Below are 20,622 nucleotides of genomic sequence, written 5' to 3'. Positions count from 1 at the left end.
GCTTTCGATCCGGAAAATCAGGCCGCGTCGCCTAGGGCTTCCCGAACGCGACGCGTCCTTTGATTTTTTCAGGCGGCGCCGATGCGCAGCAGGTCGTGCAGATGAACCAGTCCCACGAGCCGCCTGCCTTCGACCACCATCAGGCTCGTAATGGCCGAATTGTTGATAATCTGCAGCGCCGTCGCCACCAGCGTGTCCGGTGTGGCCGTCTTCGGCTTTTTCGTCATCACCTGATCGACGCTCATTTCCATGAGATTGCTGCCGATGTGACGCCTGATGTCGCCATCGGTGATGATGCCCACCAACGCGCCATCCGCCGTCGCGATCGCCACGCAGCCGAAGCCCTTGTTCGACAATTCGAGGATCGCCTCGCGCATGCCCGTGCCGGAAGCCACCAGCGGCAGCCTTTCGCCGACATGCATGATCTCGTGGATCTGCGTGAGATTGGCGCCGAGCTGGCCGCCGGGGTGGAATGTGCGGAAATGGTCGGGCGTGAAGCCGCGCGCTTCGAGCAGCGCGATAGCCAGCGCATCGCCGACCACCAGTTGCAGCAGGGTCGATGTCGTCGGCGCCAGGCCGTGCGGGCAGGCTTCCGGCACGGACGGCAGGAGCAGCACCACGTCGGCCGCGCGCGCCAGCGCCGAGGCCGCGCCCGCGGTAATCGCAATCAGCGGGATCGAGAAGCGCCTGGAATAGGCGACGATGCCCATCAATTCTCTGCTCTCGCCGGACCATGACATGGCGATGATGGCATCGTCTCTGGCGATCATGCCAAGGTCGCCATGATTGGCCTCCGCCGGATGGACGAAGAAGGCAGGCGTGCCGGTCGAAGCCAGACTGGCCGCGATCTTAGTGCCGATATGGCCGCTTTTGCCGACGCCGGTGACTATGACGCGGCCATTGATGCGCGACACCATGTCGACGGCGCGGGCGAAAGGTTCGGCCAGTTCGTTCTCCAGCGCGGCGGCCAATGCCGCCACGCCGGCCTGTTCCGTGGCTACCGTTCTCAGCGCCGAGGCGATCGAAGCCTCCAAAGGCTTCTTTTCTTGGGATCCCGCATGCATGGCTGATGCGATTAGCGCTTTGCCGTTCGCCTGTCCAACAGAATTGCCGTCCAGCCATGTCCGACAGGCACCCCTTCAACCCTCCGTTAACCATCCCCGTTTACGGTTCGGTAAGGATGGCGCGCTTGCGCCGCGCAAGCAGTGGTGACGATGTCGCGGGCCCAACCTCAAGAGAAAAAAGGTCGAACGGGCAGAGCGTTTTGCGCTCTGCTTCTGGCGACGAGCGTGCTCGCTTTGCTGCGGCCAACTGCGCTTCATGCCCAGGAGACCGAGCTGCGCGGCGAAGTTTCGGAATCGGCGATCCTGTCCGACCAGCAGCGCCGGGCCAGGCAATTGAGCAAGGCCAACACGCAGGTCAAGCCCGCCCCTGCCGACACCGCCCCCACGGGAAACACGCCAACCGCTTATGTGCCGGCCAGCGATGGCGCCTTGCCTGATGACACCGACCCGTCACAGGCCGGCGCAAACAGCATTTTCGACCCGCCGGCGACCATCGACGATTCGTTCGCCGACAAGCCGCCAACCGTCCTGCCACGCCGCCCGTCGACGGCAAAGCAACGCGCCGACGCGGATGCAGACAAGGCCAAGGACAAAACCAAGGCTGCCGACAAGAAGAAGCCTGGCAAAGCCACGGACCAGACCACCACCGGAACGACTCCGGACGGCACTGCGGCAGGCGACGCCGATCAGGACATAGCCAACCGCCGTGTCCTCACCGTCGACGGCGTCGACCGACGAAAGCTCGACCCCGGCGCCGAGCGCACCGACGCCATCGAGGGCCTGAAGAAGAAGCTCGAGGACGACCCGTACGCGGCAACCGGCATCAAGGTCGGCTCGTTCCTGCTGCGGCCGGCGCTCGAGCAGGGCGTTGCCGTCACGTCGAACGCCGATTCCAGCGCTGGCGGCAAGTCGGCGGTGCTGTCCGAAACGGCGCTGCGTTTCTCCGCCGCCTCCGATTGGCGCGAGAATTCGGCGGTCATCGACGGCTACGGTAATTTCCGCAACACCATTTCGGGCCAGAAGATCAATGAGGCACGCGGCCGTATCCAAGGCACGTACAATGTCGACCTCGACAATGAACTGCGCGCCATCGCCAAGCTCGGCTACGAGATTGCACCGGAATCGGCCTCCGCGCCCGACGCCATTGCCGGCGTCAAATCGCAGCCGATCCGCCAGACGGTCGACGGCAGCCTCGGCGTCGAGAAGGACGTCGGCAAGATGCGCTTTGCGCTGACCGGCGCCGTCTCCCACGACATCTATGGCGATGCCGAACTTACCGATGGCACCTCGCTGTCGCAGAAGGACCAGGACAACACGCTCTACACCGCAACGTTGCGGACCGGCTATGAAATTTCCCCGGCTCTGACGCCCTTTGCTGAGATTGAGCTCGGCCGCCGGGTATATGACCAACGGATCGACAACAAGGGCTTCGAGCGCTCTTCGACCCGGCTTGGCGCGCGCGCCGGTATCGAAGTCGACATGGGCGAGAAGCTCAAGGGTGAGTTCTCGGCCGGCTGGCTGAGGGAGGCGATCGACGACAAGAACCTGGAGGCGATTTCGGGAGCCACCATCAATGCCGACCTCAAATGGTCGCCCGAGCGCGGTACCATCATCGGCCTCACCGGGCGAACCACGGTCGAAGGCACGACGAATGCCGGTAAGAGCGGCGACATCCTCTATTCCGGCCGCCTCACCGGCGAGCGGCAGATCCGCGCCGACCTGACCGGCAACGCAGCCCTTGGGCTCGACTGGCGCAATTACACCGGCTCCGACGGCCATGACATGACGCTGAGTGCAGAGGCCGGGCTGACCTGGTGGCTGAACCGCTATGTCGGCCTCACCAGCCGCGCCCGCACCGAAAAGCTGACCAGCAATCTGCCCGGGCGCAACTACACCGCCAACAGCATCTATTTGGGGCTGAAGCTGCAGCGGTAGCTAAAAAGCAGCGCCGCGACGCTCGGACGGCTTCATCTCATCGAGCAGCGTGCGGATGACGCCGGCCATGTTCTCGTTCATGTCGCTGCGCCACAGCGCGAAGGCGACATTGGCCTCGACGAAGCCTTCCGGCGAGCCGCAATCGAAGGTGCGGCCCTGAAAGTGGTAGCCAAAGAAGGGCTGCTGCTTTTCCAGCTTCAGCATCGCGTCGGTGAGCTGGATCTCGTTGCCGGCGCCCTTTTCCTGGCTTTCGAGGATCTTGAAAATCTCGGGCTGCAGGATGTAGCGGCCGTTGATGTAGAGATTGGACGGCGCGGTGCCGGTCTTCGGCTTTTCGACCATCTCGGTGATGCGGAAGCCGTGATGCGTGTCCTCGCCGCGGCCGACAATGCCATATTTGTGGGTTTCGGCCGGATCGCATTCCTGCACCGCGATGATGTTGTTGCCGGTCTCCTCGTAGAGCTCGACCATGGCCTTCGTGCAGCTCTTCTCCGACTGCATGATCATGTCGGGCAGCAACAGCGCGAAGGGTTCGTCGCCGACCAGTTCGCGGGCGCACCAGACGGCGTGGCCGAGACCCATCGGCACCTGCTGGCGGGTGAACGAGGTCTGCCCCGGGGCCGGCTGCAGCCGCTGCAAGCGGGCCAGCTGGTCGTCCTTGCCGCGCTGTGCCAGCGTATCATAGAGCTCGAACTGGATATCGAAATGGTCTTCTATGACCGCCTTGTTGCGGCCGGTGACGAAGATGAAATGTTCGATGCCGGCCTCGCGCGCCTCATCGACGACATACTGGATGACCGGCCGGTCGACGACGGTCAGCATCTCCTTGGGAATGGCCTTGGTGGCCGGGAGAAACCGTGTGCCGAGACCGGCGACCGGGAAAACTGCCTTGCGAACTCGCTTCATGCGTCAATTATCCGTTTGAGGGCGTGCCCGGCAATCCCGCCTCGCGACATTTTCGCGCCGGAATTGTGGATTATCGGGCCATTGAGGGAAACATCAACCGGTAAAGCATCCAGGTGTCTTTTCGTTCCAGGCGCCGCCTATGGTAAACCAATTGCTAACCCGGTTCGGCGATGAATGGTCTTTCCTGAGATAGAGAAAGGGGAAAATATGTCCGTTCGCAGTGCCGCAAAACTCTTTACCAGCGTGCTGACGGCGGCCAGCCTCTCGCTCGCCTTGCTGATGCCGGCCGGACCGGCCTTCGCCGATGCCGGTTTTCGGCAATGGGTCGCCGGCTTCCGCGCCACGGCCGTGGCGGGCGGCGTTTCCGGCGCGGTCTACGACCGAGCGTTCCGGGGCATCAATGAGCCCGACCCGGTGGTGCTGGAAAAGGCACGCACCCAGCCCGAGTTCACCGCGCCCGCCTGGGACTATTTCGACAACCGCGTCCATGACCAGTCCGTTGCCGTCGGCCAGCAGATGGCCAGGAAATGGAAGCCGTGGCTGGACCGGATCGAAGCCAGGTTCGGCGTCGACCGCTACATCCTGCTCGCCATCTGGTCGATGGAATCGAATTATGGCGAGATCCTCAAGCGCGACGACATCATGCGCAATGTCATCCGCTCGCTGGCAACCCTCGCCTATGGCGACGCCAAGCGTTCGAAATTCGCCCGCACCCAATTGGTCGCCGCGCTGAAAATCCTGCAGACCGGCGACATCGACGAAAGCCACCTGATGGGCTCCTGGGCCGGCGCCATGGGCCAGACCCAGTTCATCCCGACCAGCTACCAGCATTATGCCGTCGACATGGACGGCAACGGCAAGCGCGACATCTGGAATTCGATCCCCGATGCGTTGGCGACATCAGCCAATCTGCTGAAGAAGAATGGCTGGCAGGGCGGCAAGACCTGGGGCTACGAGGTCACCATTCCGGCGGGCAAACTGCCGGCCGGCTCGAAGACATTGGCGCAGTGGCAGGCGCTCGGCGTCGCCAGGGCCAATGGCAAGCCGTTCAAGAACGCAACCGACAAGGCGACCCTGAAAGTGCCGGACGGCCGCGGCGGACCGGCCTTCCTGATGATCAAGAACTTCTCCGTCATCAAGGCCTACAACAACGCCGACAAATATGCCCTGGCCGTCGGCCTTCTTGCCGACGAAATCGCCGGCTCTAATGGTCTGGTGCAGGACTGGAAGCGGCCCTTCACCAAACTGTCCTTCGAGGAAAGGCAGGAGTTGCAGAAGCGGCTTTCGCAGCACGGACTTTACGACGGCAAGTTCGACGGCAAGATCGGTGACGGCACGAAAACCGCCATCATGACCTATCAGGCAACGGTCGGCTTGACCCAGGACGGGTATCCGAGCATGGAAGTGCTCAAATGGCTCAGAAAGAAATAGAGCCGGCGACGGCAGCGCGCATCTGTGACGCGCAGGGGATGCCGTAGCATCGGTCTGTGCATGATCCCCTGCGAGGGCCATGCACCAAGGGATGGAGAGGGTGCTTGGTTTCGGCAACGCGTATCCGTGTGATCGTTTTCCGCTTGCCGATCCTCGTTCTGGCCATCGTTGTCCTGGCGACGGGACTCGCCGGCACTTTCCACACACCGGCTTTGGCGCAGGAACAACCGCAGAACCGCGGCTGGTCGCTGCGCGACCTTCTGTTCCCGCGCCGCAGCGAACGCATCGAGCCGCCGCTCGACGTCCGCAAGGCAAAGCCGAAGGTCAAGAAGAAGCCCCGTGCACCCGTTGAACCTTCCGCTCCGATTGTCGAGAAGACACCGGATGCCCGCGTCGTTCTGGTGATCGGCGATTTCATGGCCAACGGCCTGGCCGAAGGCCTCGAAACAGCCTTTGCCGACAATGCCAACGTCAGGATCGTCGAGCGCGCCAACGGTTCTTCGGGTTTCGTGCGCGATGATGTCTACAACTGGCCCGAACAGGTCAAATCGCTGGTCGAGACCGAGAAGCCCGCCGCCGTGGTCGTCATGCTGGGCTCCAACGACCGCCAGCAGATGCGCGTCAACGATGTGCGCGAGCAGCCGCGCTCCGAGAACTGGACCAAGGAATACGAACGCCGGACCGAAGCCTTGGGAAAGGCACTGGCGGCGACCAAGGTGCCTTATCTGTGGGTCGGCATGCCAGCCTTCAAGACGCCGAAGATGACCTCCGACATGCTGGCATTCAACGACATCTACCACTCGGCTGCCGAGAAGAACGGCGGCGAATTCGTCGATGTCTGGGATGGGTTCGTCGACGAGAACGGCGCCTTTGTCTCGACCGGCCCCGACATTAACGGCCAGGCCGTGCGGCTGCGCTCCGACGACGGCATCAACGTCTCGAAAGCCGGCAAGCGAAAGCTCGCCTTCTACACCGAAAAGCCGCTGGCCAAGATCCTCGGCCTGGCAGCGCCGGGAAGCGTGGTGACGGCTGCCGCACCGGCCGGCGCCCCGGTCGAGGCGCCGTCGCTGCCCGCCGCCCCGATCGTGGTCGACCGCACCGTTCCAATGCTGCTCAACGATCCGGCGCTCGACGGCGGGACCGAGCTTCTCGGTGCGGCGGCGGCGCCGAAAGCCAATCCGGATCTGCCCGGCGAAAAACTAATCCTCGAAGGCAAGGCGCCCGAGGCCTCGCCCGGTCGCGCCGACGACTTCTCCTGGCCGCCCAAGGCCGCTGCCGCGACGGATACGACGACGGCGATCAACCGTTAACGGGGGAGTACCGTCGACCCCATCAGCGCTTCATCGATCGAGCGCGCGGCCTGGCGGCCTTCGCGGATCGCCCACACAACCAGCGACTGGCCGCGGCGCACATCACCTGCGGCGTAGAGCTTGTCGACGCTGGTCTTGTAGTCGCGATCGTTGGCTTCGACATTGCGGGAACGGCGGCTGTCGGTGGTGATTTTCATCTCACCGTCCAGCTCTTTCGCGACGCCGGCGGCAGCCGGTCCGGCAAAGCCGATGGCGATGAAGGCGAGGTCTGCACGGATGACGAATTCGGTGCCGGGGATAGGCTTGCGCTTCTCGTCGACTTCGCAGCATTTGACGCCGGTCAGCTGGCCGTCCTCGCCGATGAATTCGAGCGTCGCCACCTGGAATTCGCGCTCCGCACCTTCGGCCTGTGAGGACGAGGTGCGCATCTTGGTCGCCCAGTAAGGCCAGACCGAAAGCTTGTCTTCCTTCTCCGGCGGCTGCGGGCGGATGTCGAGCTGGGTGACGCGCACCGCGCCCTGGCGGAAGGCGGTGCCGACGCAGTCGGACGCGGTATCGCCGCCGCCGACGACGACGACATGCTGGCCGCCGGCGATGATCGGATGCGACGGCCAGGCCACCGACTGGATCGGCTCGCCGCCGACGCGACGGTTCTGCTGCACCAGATAGGGCATGGCGTCATAGACGCCGCCGAGATCGTCGCCCGGAATATTGGCCGGACGCGGCGATTCCGAACCGCCGCAATAGAGCACCGCATCGTATCCGGCGAGCAACTCTGCCACCGGCTTGTCGACGCCGACATTGACGCCGCAATGGAAGGTCACGCCCTCGCCCTGCATCTGCTCGATGCGGCGGTCGATATAGTGCTTCTCGATCTTGAAGTCGGGAATGCCGTAGCGCATCAGCCCGCCGGGACGGCTCTCACGCTCATAAACGCTGACCTCGTGGCCGGCGCGGCCAAGCTGCTGCGCCGCCGCCATCCCTGCCGGGCCGGAGCCGATGACAGCGACCCGCTTGCCCGTCTTCTTCTCTGGCGGATAAGGCCGGATATGGCCGGTTTCATAAGCCTTGTCGGCGATTGCCTGTTCGACAGTCTTGATGGCAACCGGAATGTCCTCGAGGTTCAGCGTGCAGGCTTCCTCGCAGGGCGCGGGGCAGATGCGGCCGGTGAACTCGGGGAAATTGTTGGTCGAATGCAGGTTGCGGATCGCATTGTCCCAGTCGCCATTGTAGACGAGGTCGTTCCAGTCCGGGATCTGGTTGTGGATCGGGCAACCGGTCGGCCCGTGGCAGAACGGGATGCCGCAATCCATGCAGCGCGCCGCCTGTTTCTCGACCTCCTTGTCCGACATCGGCAGCGTGAATTCACGAAAATGCCGGATGCGGTCGGAGGCCGGCTGGTACTTGTGCACCTGCCGGTCGATTTCGAGAAAGCCTGTTACCTTGCCCATAGTCCAGTTCCTGCTGTCCAGATGGTGCGGTTTTCGCACCCGTTAACCCCTTGAGGCAGCCGTGGCAACCTTGCATCCGAGGTCAAACTGTCGCTGAAAGTTCCGCCGGGAAGCCTGCGCCTCCCGGCAAGTCGAAAAACCTATTCCGCCGCCACGCCCATGCGCATGCGTTCCATCTCGATCAGCGCGCGGCGGTATTCGACCGGCATGATCTTGCGGAATTTCGGCCGGAAGGTCGTCCAGTCGTCGAGTATCTCGCGGCCGCGTACCGAACCGGTGAAATGGACGTGGTTCGAGATAAGCTGGTAAAGCCGTTCCTCGTCATGGGTGGTCATGTCGCCCGAGACGTCGACGCGACCCTTGTGGTCGAGGTCACCGCCATGATGCAGCAGCCTTTCCATCAGATCGTCTTCTTCCGGAACCGGCTCCAGCTCGACCATCGCCATGTTGCAGCGCGCGGCGAAATCGCCGGCCTCATCCAGAACATAGGCCACGCCGCCCGACATGCCGGCAGCGAAGTTGCGACCGGTCTGGCCGATGACGACGACGATGCCGCCGGTCATGTATTCGCAGCCATGATCGCCGACGCCTTCAACGACGGCGGCGACGCCCGAATTGCGCACCGCGAAGCGCTCGCCGGCGACACCTGCGAAATAGGCCTCGCCCTCGGTCGCGCCATAGAGGACGGTGTTGCCGACGATGATCGATTCCGCCGCGACGATCCTGGACTCCTCCGGCGGCCGGATGACGATGCGTCCGCCCGACAGGCCCTTGCCGACATAGTCGTTGGCCGCACCGACGAGATCGAACGAGATGCCGCGCGCCAGGAAGGCGCCGAACGACTGGCCGGCGGTGCCGGTCAGCTTCACCTGGATCGTGTCCTCGCGCAGGCCCTTGTGCCTGAAGCGCTTGGCGACTTCGCCCGACAGCATGGCGCCCGTGGAGCGATCGACATTGCGGATGTCGACCTCGATCTTGACCGGCTGCTTGCTTTCGAGCGCGGGCTTCGCCAGTTCGATCAGCTTGCGATCGAGTACATCGTCGATCGGGTGTTTCTGCCGTTCGGTCCAGTGCACCGCCTCATGCGGCGCGTCCGGCTTGAAGAACATCTTGCCGAAATCGAGCCCACGCGCCTTCCAATGCTGGATCATCTCGCGCTTCTCCAGCAGGTCGCTGTCGCCGATGATCTGGTCGATATGGGTGTAGCCCATCTCGGCCAGCAGCCCCCTCACCTCTTCCGCAACATAGAAGAAGAAGTTGACGACATGCTCGGGCGTGCCCTTGAAACGCTTGCGCAGAACCGGGTCCTGCGTCGCGACGCCGACCGGGCAGGTGTTCAAGTGGCACTTGCGCATCATGATGCAGCCGGCCGCGATCAGCGGCGCGGTCGAGAAGCCGAACTCGTCGGCACCGAGCAGCGCACCGATGATGACGTCGCGCCCCGTGCGCAAGCCACCATCGACCTGCAGTGCAACGCGCGAGCGCAGCCCGTTCAGCACCAGCGTCTGGTGCGTCTCGGCAAGGCCCATTTCCCATGGACTGCCGGCATGCTTGAGCGAGGTCAGCGGCGACGCGCCGGTGCCGCCATCATAGCCGGAGATGGTGATGTGGTCGGCGCGTGCCTTGGCGACGCCGGCCGCAACCGTACCGACACCGACTTCCGACACCAGCTTGACCGATACGTCGGCCGCCGGGTTGACGTTCTTCAGGTCGTAGATCAGCTGCGCCAGATCCTCGATCGAATAGATGTCGTGATGCGGCGGCGGCGAGATCAGGCCGACGCCGGGCGTCGAGTGCCGGACCTTGGCGATGGTGGCGTCGACCTTGTGGCCGGGCAGCTGGCCGCCCTCACCGGGCTTGGCGCCCTGCGCGACCTTGATCTGCATGACATCGGAATTGACGAGATACTCGGCGGTGACGCCAAACCGCCCCGAGGCGACCTGCTTGATCGCCGAACGTTCGGGGTTCTTGCCGCCGCCGGGCAGCGGCAGATAGCGGTCTGCCTCTTCGCCGCCCTCGCCGGTGTTCGACTTGCCGCCGATCTGGTTCATGGCGCGCGCCAGCGTCGTGTGTGCCTCGCGCGAGATCGAGCCGAACGACATCGCCCCGGTCGAGAAGCGCTTGACGATATCGGCCGCCGACATCACGTCCTCTATCACGACCTTCTTGCGGCCGGTCTCTTCCGCAAGCTTGATCCTGAACAGGCCGCGTATGGTCTGGGCACGGGCCGTCTCGCTGTCGATCTGCGCGGAATACTCCTTGAACGTCTCCCACGAGCCCTGGCGCACGGCGTGCTGCAAGGTGGCGACGGCGTCGGGCGACCACATATGGGCTTCGCCGCGCATGCGGTACATGTACTCGCCGCCGACCTCGAGGCTGTTGCGCAGCACCGGATCGTTGCCGAAACCGTCGGTGTGGCGGCTGAGCGTCTCGGCCGCGACCTCGTCCAGGCCGACACCTTCGATCAGCGTCGCTGTGCCGGTGAAGTACTTCTCGACGAAATCTGACTTCAGCCCGATGGCGTCGAATATCTGCGCGCCGCAATAGGACTGGTAGGTGGAGATGCCCATCTTCGACATCACCTTGAGGATGCCCTTGCCGATCGACTTGATGTAGCGCGAGACCACCTCGTAGGCGTCGACCTCAGCCGGCAGTTCGCCACGCTTGTGCATGTCGAGCAGCGTATCGAAGGCAAGGTAGGGGTTGATCGCCTCGGCGCCGTAGCCGGCGAGACAGCAGAAATGATGCACTTCGCGCGGCTCGCCGGATTCCACGACCAGGCCGACCGCGGTGCGCAGACCCTTGCGGATCAGGTGGTGGTGCACGGCAGCCGTCGCCAGCAGTGCCGGGATGGCGATACGGTCGGGACCCACCTGGCGGTCGGACAGGATGATGATGTTGTAGCCGCCGGCGACAGCGGCTTCCGCCCGCTCGCACAGACGCTCGAGGGCGCCCTGCATGCCGGCCGCGCCCTCGCTCGACCCGTAGGTGATGTCGATGGTCTTGGTGTCGAAACGGTCCTCGGTGTGGCCGATCGAGCGGATCTTTTCCAGATCGCCATTGGTCAGGATCGGCTGGCGCACTTCGAGCCGCTTGCGGCGCGAATTGCCGACCAGGTCGAAGATGTTCGGCCGCGGCCCGATGAACGACACCAGGCTCATCACCAGCTCCTCGCGGATCGGGTCGATCGGTGGGTTGGTGACCTGGGCGAAATTCTGTTTGAAATAGGTGTAGAGCAGCTTCGACTTGTCCGACATCGCCGAGATCGGCGTGTCGGTGCCCATCGAACCCACGGCTTCCTGGCCGGTGGTCGCCATCGGCGACATCAACAGCTTGGTGTCTTCCTGCGTGTAGCCGAAAGCCTGCTGGCGATCGAGCAGGCTGACATCCTTGCGCAGCGCGCGCGGCTCGACCGGCTTCAGATCCTCGAGGATCAGCTGCGTGTTGTTGAGCCAGGTCTTGTAGGGATGCCTGGTGGCGATCTCCGACTTGATCTCCTCGTCGGAAATGATGCGGCCCTTGGCGAGGTCGATCAGAAGCATGCGGCCGGGCTGCAGCCGCCACTTCTTGACGATCCTCTCCTCCGGCACCGGCAGCACGCCGGCTTCGGACGCCATGATGACGCGGTCGTCGTCGGTGACGATGTAGCGCGCCGGGCGCAGCCCGTTGCGGTCGAGCGTGGCGCCGATCTGGCGGCCGTCGGTGAAGGCGACCGCGGCCGGCCCGTCCCACGGCTCCATAAGCGCTGCATGGTATTCGTAGAAAGCCTTGCGGTCGGCATCCATCAGCTTGTTGCCGGCCCACGCTTCGGGGATCAGCATCATCATGGCATGGCTGAGGCTGTAGCCGCCCTGGAACAGGAATTCGAGCGCATTGTCGAAGCACGCCGTGTCGGACTGGCCGTCATAGGAGATCGGCCACAGCTTCGAGATGTTGTTGCCGAACAGTTCGGAATCGACCGAGGCCTGGCGCGCCGCCATCCAGTTGTTGTTGCCGCGCACCGTGTTGATCTCGCCATTATGCGCGACCATGCGGTAGGGGTGCGCGAGCTTCCATGACGGGAAGGTGTTGGTCGAGAAGCGCTGGTGGACGAGGATCAGCGCGGTCTCGAAACGCGGATCCGACAAATCCTTGTAATAGGCGCCGACCTGGTAGGCCAGGAACATGCCCTTGTAGACGATGGTACGCGCCGATAGCGACACACAGTAGGCGCCGATATCCTTGTTGTTGTTCTCGGCGTAGATACGGCCGGAAATCACCTTGCGCAGCAGGTACAGCCTGGCCTCGTATTCCTCGTCATCTGGAATGTCCGATGTGCGGCCGATGAAGACCTGGCGATGGAACGGTTCGGAGGCCGCAATATCGGGCGCCTTCGACAGCGATGAATTGTCGACCGGCACGTCGCGAAAGCCGAGCAGCGGCAGCCCTTCTGACAGCGCCGATTCGGCGATGATCTCTTCGATATGGGCGCGCAGTGCCGCATCCTGCGGCATGAACCAGTGGCCGACGCCGTATTGGCCTGCCGCCGGCAGTTCGACGCCCTGGGCCGCCATCTCCTCGCGGAAGAAACGATCGGGGATTTGCACGAGCACACCGGCGCCGTCGCCCATCAGCGGATCGGCGCCGACAGCGCCGCGATGCGTCAGGTTTTCGAGCACGAAGAGCCCGTCCTTGACGATCTGGTGCGACTTCACGTTCTTCATGTTGACGATGAAGCCGACGCCGCACGCGTCATGCTCGTTGCGCGGATCGTAGAGACCCTGCGCGGCCATACCGTTGCCGGTCAGGCCGTTGGTGGTTCGGCCTTCTTTGGTCAGAACGGTATTTTTAACGGCTGCCGCTTTCGTCTGCGCGGCCTGGCCGATAATCGCAGATGGCGTCAGTTCCGTCATCGTCCTGTCCTCCGATCCGGCCCCTTGCACGTCTAGCATTTGGGGCGCTGGTCTACCTTGGGAAGCGACTGGCTTCCGCTCTCATTCTTGCGGCACGTCTTTTCGAAATCCTTGGCGGACCGTGCGGTGCACCGCCGGTTCGTATCCGGTATCGTACAGGCCACAGCCGAGCCGTCTACCCGTCGCTCGCGGCAACGGCCGGAGTGGCCCAAATGATACGCCAATCCAGCCTGACTTGTGCGACAAAATAAGACAGCACTACTGTCCTAAATTTTTATGGCAGAAATCCTGGGCGCACACAAGACCGATTCACCAAATTCTTGGACGTTTGGCGACAGAAAATTACGTCGGGCGCTGTTGAAACGAAATTTCGGTCCCGGCACTCCTTCGTGATCGCCTTTGGCTTTACCGCTTTTTCAGCCCTTGGCCCTTGCGCGTCAAACCCCGAAACGGCCATGGTCGCGCTCTTGTCGCAACCAGACTTTCTCAACCAGGCAGGGACTTTCCTGATGTTCTTTGCATCCGACAACTGGGCGGGCGTCCATTCCAACATTGCCGCCGGGCTGTCAGCCAATGCTGGCGGCTTTTCGACCGCCTATGGCGATGGCGATCTCGACCGGGCCGTCTACCAGCGTTTCAGCGAGATCTTCGAACGCGAGGTCGCGGTGTTCTTCGTCGCTACCGGCACGGCGGCCAACTCGCTGTCCCTGGCCGCTTACAACAAGCCCGGCGGCATTTCCTTTGCGCACCGCGAATCGCACATCATCGAGGACGAATGCGGCGCGCCGGAATATTTCAGCGGCGGCTCGCGTCTCCATGCTGTCGACGGCGCCCTGGGCAAGATCGATCCGCACAACCTTGAACGCGCCGTCGCCCGTTTCGCACCCGAAATCGTCCATTGGGGACGCCCGACGGCCGTCTCGATCACCCAATCGACCGAAGTCGGCACAGTGTACGGGCTCGACGACATTTCCACCATTTCGGAGATCGCCAAACGCTTTTCCCTGCCGCTGCATATGGACGGCGCCCGTTTTGCCAACGCATTGGTCGCGCTTGAGACGACGCCGGCCGAAATGACCTGGAAGCGCGGCGTCGACATCGTCTCGTTCGGCGGCACCAAGAACGGCTGCTGGTGCGCCGAAGCGGTGGTGCTGTTCGATCTAGACCGCGCCAAGGAGTTGTCCTTCCTGCGCAAGCGCGCCGCACAGCTGTTCTCCAAGTCGCGCTTCATCGCAGCGCAGTTCGACGCCTACTTCACGGACGGCCTGTGGCTGGACACGGCCCGTCATGCCAATGCCATGGCCGCGCGCCTGGCGGCTGCGATCGAGGATTCGGCAACGGCGAAGCTCGCCTGGTTGCCGCAGGCCAACGAGGTGTTCGCGGTGATGAAAAAGGCGGAAGCCGAAAGGCTGCAATCCGTCGGCGCAGCCTTTTACGACTGGCACAGGCCGCACGGCTTCGACGGCCATGTCGGCGAGGACGAGTTGCTCTATCGCTTCGTCACCAGCTTTGCCACGACTTCAGATGAGGTCGATCGCTTCGGCCAGATGATCGCCTGAACCCGCGAGACCGCGCCAATGACAAAGCCACCTCTCGGCTCAACCATGCGGCTGGTTCGCCCGGCGCCAAACGTGCTCGGCTTCTACGATGGCCGCGTTGACGGCGTTCGCGCCTGGTCGGACGAGCCGAACTGGCTGGACGACGGCGCCTATGCCCTCGGCATCTGCACCTATGCGATCGTCGATGGTTCGCAGGCGCTTGTCTACGACACGCATATTTCGCTGCCTCACGCGCGCTTCATCAGGCAGACGCTCGAAGACATGGGCGCAACATCGATCCGGGTCGTGCTCAGCCACTGGCATGACGATCATATTGCCGGCAATGAGGTGTTTCAGGATTGCGAGATTATCGCCAACACGCTCACCGCCTCGGCGCTCGCGAACAACCGGGCTGAGATCGAAAGCGGTGTTCCACCGATCAAGCCTCTCGTGCTGCCGAACAGGACCTTCGCAGGCAGTCTTGACCTCGCCGTTGGATCGATCGCCGTCGAACTGCGTCAGGTCGAAATCCACAGCCATGACGGCACGGTGCTGTTCATGCCCGAAACCGGCCTGCTCCTGGCGGGCGACACGCTCGAGGATCCGATCACCTATGTCAGCGAGGCGGATCGGCTGGCGCAACATCTGGTCGATCTCGAACGCATGAGCGGGTGGCCGATAGACCGCATCTTGCCCAATCACGGCTCGCTCGAAGCGATTGAGCGAGGCGGCTACGACAAAGGCCTCATCGCCGCCACGCAAGCCTACGTTCAAAAACTGCTTCGCTGCCGGCGTGAGCCTGATCTTGCGAAGCAGGATCTGAAAACCTTCGGCGCCGACATATTCGCCACGGGCGCGGTCGAGTACTTCGCGCTGTACGAGCCCGTCCACCGGCAAAACATCGAGGCCGTTCTCGCAACCGGCACCGGTCGCTAAGCAAGGAAAGGCCGCGCCAAAAGCTCGAGGCCAAGCAAGATCAGGAAAACAAGAAACCAGCGCCGGAAGGTCGCCGGGCTGATCCGCTGCCGGAGCAACTGTCCGAGCCACATGCCGAGCAAGGCCGGCGCAACCGCCAGCGACGACATGGCGACATGCCCGACCTGGAACGCGCCGTGCGAGGCAAGGCCGGCAGCGAGCGCGATCGTCGACACGGTGAAGGACAGGCCGAGCGCCTGGATCAGATCGTCACGGCTCAAGCCCAGCGCCTGAATGTAAGGTACAGCGGGCACGACGAACACGCCGGTGCCGCCGGTGACGATGCCGGTAAGGAAACCGACGATGGGCGACGACCAGCGCTCGGCTGACGCGGGAACCGTCAACTGCCGCGCCAGCAGCGTATAGACGGCATAGACGATCAGCGCCGCCCCGAGGCCGGCCGTCGTCCATTTGACATTGTCGCTGGCCAGCAGCCATGAGCCGGCCAGCGTGCCGGCGACGATGCCGACCATCATCAGCCACAGCCGCCTGAGGATCCATCCGAAGCTCGGGCCGGCAAACAGCTGCCAGATATTGGTGACGAAGGACGGCACGATCAGCAGCGAAGCCGCGGCGACCGGCGGCATGATTGTGCCCAGCAGCCCCATCGCCAACGTCGGCAGTCCCATACCGGTAACGCCCTTGACGATGCCGGCCAGCAGGAAGGTCACCGCAATGGTTGCCGTTAGGGCCAGGGAAAAATCAGCCGAAAGATCAGACATCGCCCTTCATGGGAAGACGGCGCCCGCCGCAAAAGAGCCAGAACTCTTCGGTTGGGGTGACAGAGGCTGCGGCGAAAAAAAGCGGCGCCTCGCGGCGCCGCTTTCGTCTCGGGAGGAGACGCTTTCAACCTTGGGCGTTGTGACGCCGCCGTCTTGATCACGCGGCGTTCTTGGCCTCGATCTGCTTGGCGTTGGCCGAAGAGGCGGTAATCGCGATCTTGCGCGGCTTCAGCTCCTCGGGGATGTTGCGCTTAAGGTCGACGAAAAGCAGGCCGTTCTTCAGGGTGGCGCCGACGACCTCGACATGGTCGGCAAGCTGGAAGCGGCGCTCGAACGAACGCGAGGCAATGCCGCGGTAGAGCAGCTCGGAGCCTTCGCCATTGCCCTCTTCCTTGCGCTCACCCTTGACGGTCAGCACGTTGCGGTGGGCTTCGATCGAAATCTCTTCGTCCGAGAAGCCGGCAACCGCCATCGAGATGCGATAGGCGTCCTCGCCGGTGCGCTCGATGTTGTAGGGCGGATAGGTCTGCGCGCCATCGGGCTGGGCCAGCGAGTCGAGCATGGTGAACAGGCGGTCGAAGCCGACGGTCGAGCGATAGAGCGGGGAAAAATCAACGTGACGCATGAGGTGTTCTCCTGTTGAGCAACATGTTTGCGTGTGGCCGGTGCGAAACCCTGGAAAGGCGTTTCGGGTGGACCAGCAGCCCCGACATCGGCGGCTGCATCCGACATTTGGGGAGCGCAAAAGCGCATTTCAAGGATTTTTGAAGAGCGCCAATCGAGGCGTCGATGAACGGCAGATGAACCGCTGCTTCGGCGCCCGTTCAGCCGGCCGGCGCTAGAGTGCCCCCAGGATAAAGAACCAGGCGGCGCCGGATGAAAGCGCCGCGACGAGGCCGACCGGGTGTAACGTCCCTTCCTCCCGGATCGACAGAGGCCGGAAGCACGCCGCCGCAGGCTGCTTCCGGCCTTGCTTGTCGTTCGTCCGCCCCCTTGGCGTCCTCCCTTTGCTTTTCATCCATTGGCGTCTATCACCATGCCGACGCCCTGCCGGGTGAGACACCACGAAGACGCAAGCGCCTAATGACGGATCTCTTCCATCCCACGCCAGGCAATCCGCCGCCGCAAAATGTCGCCGGCGGCTTTTTCACCACGCGCGACGGCAAGAAGATCCGCTACGGCCTGTTTGCCGCGATCACCCGGCCGCTGAAAGGCACCGTCGTGCTGCTGCCCGGCCGCAACGAGTGCATCGAGAAGTATTTCGAAACCATCCGCAACCTGACCGACCGCGGCCTCGGCGTCGCCACGCTCGACTGGCGCGGCCAGGGCGATTCCGACCGGCTGATCGCCGATCCGCAACGCGGCTATGTCCGCTCTTTCTACGATTACACCGGCGACCTCGAACAGTTCTTCGAGGATATCGTGCTGCCCGACTGCCGCGGCCCGTATTACATCCTCGCCCATTCGATGGGCGCCGTGATCGCGCTGCTCGCGGCGCCGTCGATGGTCAACCGGGTGCGTCGCATGGTGCTGATTGCGCCTTTCCTGACGGTGCCCGACTCGCCCGTGTCGGCAAAAACCGCGCGCCGCGTCTGCTCGATATTGTGCTTTCTCGGCCTCGGCCGGCTCTACGCCGCCTGGGGTCCGCGTCCCAGGGAAACCCTGCCCTTCGCCCTCAACAAGGTGACATCGGACCCCGGGCGCTATCAGCGCAACACGAAAATCTACGAGCACTATCCGCAACTGGCGCTCGGCGGGCCGACGATCCGCTGGCTGCAGGCGGCAATCAAGGCAGGCGAAGCCATCAGTGAGCCCGACTTCATGGCCAGGATCCAGGTGCCGCTGCTGATGATCGCCGCCGGCGCCGATCAGGTCGTCTCGACCAAGGCCGTGGAAGCCTATGCCAGGCGTCTGCGCCTCGGCTCGCTGCTGATGATCGATGGCTCGAAACACGAGATCCTGCAGGAGGCCGATGTCTATCGCGAGCAGTTGCTCGCCGCCTTCGACGCCTTCATACCCGGCAACGACGACCCAACAGCCTGATGCCGCCGGCGCTGCATGTTGCGGCGCCTTGAGCTTGCGCCTGCTGACAGCCTTCTGTCAGGAGCAGCGCCGGCAGCACCCAAAGAGCTAAAGATTCTGACAGCCGGTGCCGCCCCGGAATGCTCATCTCTCCGCATACTGAACGCCAAGGGGATGACGTCATGACCGAGAAAACCTGCGCTGCCTGCGATTGCCAGCTGGACGCCAACCCGATCCGCGTCAAGGTCGGCGGCAAGACCGTCGAGGTCTGCTGCGAGGAATGCGCGATTGCGCTGAACGAAGCCGGCGCCTCAGTGGCCGGCGCATCAGTGGCCGGCAACGGGGAAGCCTGAGCGATGCGCCCCGATCATGCAGCGGCGGCGCAATGCCTCGCACATCAGCCGACAACTCAAACCGCGACGTTCCGGCGGTCCTTGCGGACACAAGGCATCGCGGCGGCCAACTGGATCGGCCGTCAACTGGAAAGGCGCCGAAGCCGCCTTGCCTTGCTCGAAATGACCGACGAACAGCTCAAGGACATCGGCCTGTCGCGCAGCGACGCTCACTGCGAATACATGCGCCGTTTGTGGGACTGAGCCATGGCCGTTACGAAGGGCCCGACAGGTGAAGTCTCCTGACAGGTTTGGACAAGCCAATCGCCTAATGTGCCGGAGCAGCTTTCGGCGCAAGGGTAGAATGCAACGGCCATGTCTCAGCTCACCATGTCGCAGTTCACGGTACAGACGCTTCTGGACACCGGCACCGTCAGGGTGAGGGATGTCCTCTGCAGCGGCGAATGCCGGCACAAGAGCGAAAAAGAGTGCACCGCTGCCACGCATCTTGTGTTTCCCTATCGCGGCGTCTTCGTGCGCCATGTCGGCCGCAACGATGCGGTCGCCGAAGCCAACCAGTTGTTGTTCTTCAACAACGCCGAAGGCTACCGGATCAGCCATCCCGTCGAGGGTGGCGATTCCTGCCTCGATCTCGTTATCGAGGAGGCGCAACTGCAGGAGTTGACGCCGAAGGAGCAGTTGCGCTCGGGCAGCGCCGTGGCGTTTCGTCGTCAGCGCCGCCGCATCGACCCGCGGGCTCAGGCGCTGGTGGCGGTGCTGCGCCACAGCCTGAGCCGCAACATTGCCGAAACGCTGGAGGCCGAAACCCTGGCGCTGACGCTGGTGCGGCGCTCCCTCGGCGAGCGCACCTCGCATGCCGCCGGCGCCAGCGCTGGCCGGCAGAAGCTGGTCGATCGCGCCAAGCTCGTCCTGTCCTCGGATCTTTCGCGGCGCTGGACGCTGGCCGAGATCGCCGCTGAAGTCGGGGTATCACCGGTTTATCTCACGCAGGTTTTCCAGCAGGTCGAGGCGATGCCGCTCTATCGCTACCATCTGCGCCTGCGGCTGGCGCGCGCGCTCGACCTGCTTGGCCGCTACGACAATCTGACCACGCTCGGCCTGGACCTCGGCTTCTCCAGCCACAGCCATTTCAGCTCAGCGTTCAGGCAGGTCTACGGGCGAACGCCGGCGGAATTCCAGCGCTCGATCAAGCCGCGCTGATCGGGTCGACTATCAGCCCCGCAGGGCTGCCATTGCAGCCGCATGAAGCTCCGGCGTTGCGGCGGCCAGGATGTCGCCGCCCTTTTCCGCCGGACCGCCCTCGAATGTGGTGACGACGCCGCCGGCCTTTTCGATGATCGGGATCAGCGCCACGATGTCGTAGGGTTTCAATCCGGGATCGGCGACGATGTCGACGCTGCCGGACGCGATCATGGCAAAGGCGTAGCAATCGGCTCCGTAGCGGGCGAGCTGGATCTGTTTCTCGAACGCGTCGTAGCGGGTGCGCGCCTCGCCCTTGAAAAGCGCCGGCGTGGTGGTGAACAAGGTCGCCTCGTCAAGCTTCGTCCTCTTGCGGGTCGACAGCTTCCGCGGCCCACCGGGGCCTTCGTAGTGGGAGCCGGAAGCGTTGGCGTAGAACAGCTCGCCGGTGAACGGCTGCGCCATCATGCCGGCGACGGCGTCACCGTCGACCGTCAATCCGACCAGCGTTCCCCACACCGGCAAGCCTGAGATGAAGGCGCGGGTACCATCGATCGGATCGATCACCCAGACATGCCTTGAGGAGATGTTTTCGCTGCCATGTTCTTCGCCAAGGATACCGTGATCGGGATACTCAGCCGAGATCAGCGCCCGAATGGCGCGCTCGGCCTCGCGGTCGGCCTCGGTGACCGGGTCGAAACTGCCTTTTTCCTTGTTGGCCACCGCGCCCTGTACGCGGAAACGCGGCAAGGTTTCAGCCGCCGCCGCTTGCGCGATCCGGCGCATGAAATCGATGCTGATGTCCACGTGATTCTCCCGCATTACAGAGTGCCAACCCGGTCTG

16 protein-coding genes are annotated in these 20,622 nt (G+C 63.6%); 9 read left to right on the top strand and 7 right to left on the bottom strand.

What is annotated here, in order from left to right:
* Positions 1-68: 68 nt before the first annotated feature.
* A complete protein-coding gene (locus tag NLY42_RS13490) occupies positions 69-1,064 on the bottom strand; it encodes a KpsF/GutQ family sugar-phosphate isomerase (protein WP_023671954.1) in 996 nt (331 codons plus the stop codon).
* Between the two features lie 150 nt (positions 1,065-1,214).
* Between NLY42_RS13490 and NLY42_RS13485 the strand changes: the two genes are divergently transcribed.
* A complete protein-coding gene (locus tag NLY42_RS13485) occupies positions 1,215-2,999 on the top strand; it encodes an outer membrane beta-barrel protein (RefSeq protein ID WP_031201344.1) in 1,785 nt (594 codons plus the stop codon).
* Here NLY42_RS13485 and galU read toward each other — a convergent pair whose 3' ends face one another.
* Entirely contained in the window at positions 3,000-3,905 is a 906-nt protein-coding gene (gene galU / locus NLY42_RS13480; RefSeq protein WP_023671956.1) for a UTP--glucose-1-phosphate uridylyltransferase GalU, read from the bottom strand. It abuts the gene before it with no gap.
* Positions 3,906-4,112: 207 nt separating this feature from the next.
* Between galU and NLY42_RS13475 the strand changes: the two genes are divergently transcribed.
* Both NLY42_RS13475 and NLY42_RS13470 read left to right on the top strand, forming a co-directional pair.
* Positions 4,113-5,336: a lytic murein transglycosylase gene (locus NLY42_RS13475; protein ID WP_023744196.1), complete on the top strand. Its 1,224-nt coding sequence runs from the start codon at positions 4,113-4,115 to the stop codon at positions 5,334-5,336.
* Between the two features lie 104 nt (positions 5,337-5,440).
* Positions 5,441-6,646 (top strand): SGNH/GDSL hydrolase family protein, encoded by a 1,206-nt coding sequence (locus NLY42_RS13470; protein WP_023755025.1) that lies wholly within the window; start codon positions 5,441-5,443, stop codon positions 6,644-6,646.
* On the opposite strand, the gene NLY42_RS13465 is transcribed toward NLY42_RS13470, so the two are convergent.
* Both NLY42_RS13465 and gltB read right to left on the bottom strand, forming a co-directional pair.
* A complete protein-coding gene (locus NLY42_RS13465) occupies positions 6,643-8,097 on the bottom strand; it encodes a glutamate synthase subunit beta (RefSeq protein WP_023686414.1) in 1,455 nt (484 codons plus the stop codon). The two genes, NLY42_RS13470 and NLY42_RS13465, sit on opposite strands and share 4 nt — an antisense overlap.
* A gap of 140 nt (positions 8,098-8,237) precedes the next feature.
* Entirely contained in the window at positions 8,238-12,989 is a 4,752-nt protein-coding gene (gltB, locus tag NLY42_RS13460) for a glutamate synthase large subunit (protein ID WP_023755026.1), read from the bottom strand.
* 509 nt (positions 12,990-13,498) lie between these two features.
* Between gltB and NLY42_RS13455 the strand changes: the two genes are divergently transcribed.
* Entirely contained in the window at positions 13,499-14,548 is a 1,050-nt protein-coding gene (locus NLY42_RS13455; RefSeq protein ID WP_023686416.1) for a threonine aldolase family protein, read from the top strand.
* Between the two features lie 18 nt (positions 14,549-14,566).
* The gene (locus NLY42_RS13450) at positions 14,567-15,463 is read left to right on the top strand and encodes an MBL fold metallo-hydrolase (protein ID WP_023686417.1); all 897 of its coding nucleotides are present in this window, start codon (positions 14,567-14,569) and stop codon (positions 15,461-15,463) included.
* On the opposite strand, the gene NLY42_RS13445 is transcribed toward NLY42_RS13450, so the two are convergent.
* Entirely contained in the window at positions 15,460-16,224 is a 765-nt protein-coding gene (locus tag NLY42_RS13445) for a sulfite exporter TauE/SafE family protein (protein WP_023686418.1), read from the bottom strand. The two genes, NLY42_RS13450 and NLY42_RS13445, sit on opposite strands and share 4 nt — an antisense overlap.
* A 157-nt stretch (positions 16,225-16,381) precedes the next feature.
* Positions 16,382-16,849 (bottom strand): Hsp20 family protein, encoded by a 468-nt coding sequence (locus tag NLY42_RS13440; protein WP_023671202.1) that lies wholly within the window; start codon positions 16,847-16,849, stop codon positions 16,382-16,384.
* Positions 16,850-17,307: 458 nt separating this feature from the next.
* Here NLY42_RS13440 and NLY42_RS13435 point away from each other — a divergent pair, with 458 nt between their 5' ends.
* The 4 genes from NLY42_RS13435 (at position 17,308) to NLY42_RS13420 (ending at position 19,799) form a co-directional block, all read left to right on the top strand.
* The gene (locus NLY42_RS13435) at positions 17,308-18,267 is read left to right on the top strand and encodes an alpha/beta fold hydrolase (protein WP_023686420.1); all 960 of its coding nucleotides are present in this window, start codon (positions 17,308-17,310) and stop codon (positions 18,265-18,267) included.
* A gap of 161 nt (positions 18,268-18,428) precedes the next feature.
* The gene (locus tag NLY42_RS13430) at positions 18,429-18,599 is read left to right on the top strand and encodes a hypothetical protein (protein ID WP_023683236.1); all 171 of its coding nucleotides are present in this window, start codon (positions 18,429-18,431) and stop codon (positions 18,597-18,599) included.
* A 3-nt stretch (positions 18,600-18,602) separates the two neighbouring features.
* Complete coding sequence (locus tag NLY42_RS13425; protein ID WP_023686421.1) at positions 18,603-18,842, top strand: DUF1127 domain-containing protein; 240 nt, start codon at positions 18,603-18,605, stop codon at positions 18,840-18,842.
* A gap of 126 nt (positions 18,843-18,968) precedes the next feature.
* Positions 18,969-19,799 carry a helix-turn-helix domain-containing protein gene (locus NLY42_RS13420; RefSeq protein WP_023755027.1) on the top strand — a complete coding sequence of 277 codons (831 nt, stop codon included), beginning with the start codon at positions 18,969-18,971 and terminating at the stop codon, positions 19,797-19,799.
* Between the two features lie 12 nt (positions 19,800-19,811).
* Here the strand turns inward: NLY42_RS13420 and hisN are convergent, their stop codons facing one another.
* On the bottom strand, positions 19,812-20,585 hold the full coding sequence (hisN, locus tag NLY42_RS13415; protein WP_023704023.1) for a histidinol-phosphatase: 774 nt from the start codon (positions 20,583-20,585) through the stop codon (positions 19,812-19,814).
* Between the last annotated feature and the right edge of the window lie 37 nt (positions 20,586-20,622).

This window comes from Mesorhizobium sp. C372A (assembly GCF_030323245.1).
Taxonomy (GTDB): Bacteria; Pseudomonadota; Alphaproteobacteria; order Rhizobiales; family Rhizobiaceae; genus Mesorhizobium.
Note: the sequence above shows the minus strand (reverse complement) of the source record. Positions and strands in the feature narration are given on the sequence as shown.

Bases quoted from the DNA above. Each gene is read 5' to 3' on its own strand.
- NLY42_RS13490 (WP_023671954.1), bottom strand. From the start codon at position 1,064: ATGCATGCGGGATCCCAAGAAAAGAAGCCTTTGGAGGCTTCGATCGCC.
- NLY42_RS13485 (WP_031201344.1), top strand. From the start codon at position 1,215: ATGTCGCGGGCCCAACCTCAAGAGAAAAAAGGTCGAACGGGCAGAGCG.
- galU (WP_023671956.1), bottom strand. From the start codon at position 3,905: ATGAAGCGAGTTCGCAAGGCAGTTTTCCCGGTCGCCGGTCTCGGCACA.
- NLY42_RS13475 (WP_023744196.1), top strand. From the start codon at position 4,113: ATGTCCGTTCGCAGTGCCGCAAAACTCTTTACCAGCGTGCTGACGGCG.
- NLY42_RS13465 (WP_023686414.1), bottom strand. From the start codon at position 8,097: ATGGGCAAGGTAACAGGCTTTCTCGAAATCGACCGGCAGGTGCACAAG.
- gltB (WP_023755026.1), bottom strand. From the start codon at position 12,989: ATGACGGAACTGACGCCATCTGCGATTATCGGCCAGGCCGCGCAGACG.
- NLY42_RS13455 (WP_023686416.1), top strand. From the start codon at position 13,499: ATGTTCTTTGCATCCGACAACTGGGCGGGCGTCCATTCCAACATTGCC.
- NLY42_RS13450 (WP_023686417.1), top strand. From the start codon at position 14,567: ATGACAAAGCCACCTCTCGGCTCAACCATGCGGCTGGTTCGCCCGGCG.
- NLY42_RS13445 (WP_023686418.1), bottom strand. From the start codon at position 16,224: ATGTCTGATCTTTCGGCTGATTTTTCCCTGGCCCTAACGGCAACCATT.
- NLY42_RS13440 (WP_023671202.1), bottom strand. From the start codon at position 16,849: ATGCGTCACGTTGATTTTTCCCCGCTCTATCGCTCGACCGTCGGCTTC.
- NLY42_RS13435 (WP_023686420.1), top strand. From the start codon at position 17,308: ATGACGGATCTCTTCCATCCCACGCCAGGCAATCCGCCGCCGCAAAAT.
- NLY42_RS13430 (WP_023683236.1), top strand. From the start codon at position 18,429: ATGACCGAGAAAACCTGCGCTGCCTGCGATTGCCAGCTGGACGCCAAC.
- NLY42_RS13425 (WP_023686421.1), top strand. From the start codon at position 18,603: ATGCGCCCCGATCATGCAGCGGCGGCGCAATGCCTCGCACATCAGCCG.
- NLY42_RS13420 (WP_023755027.1), top strand. From the start codon at position 18,969: ATGTCGCAGTTCACGGTACAGACGCTTCTGGACACCGGCACCGTCAGG.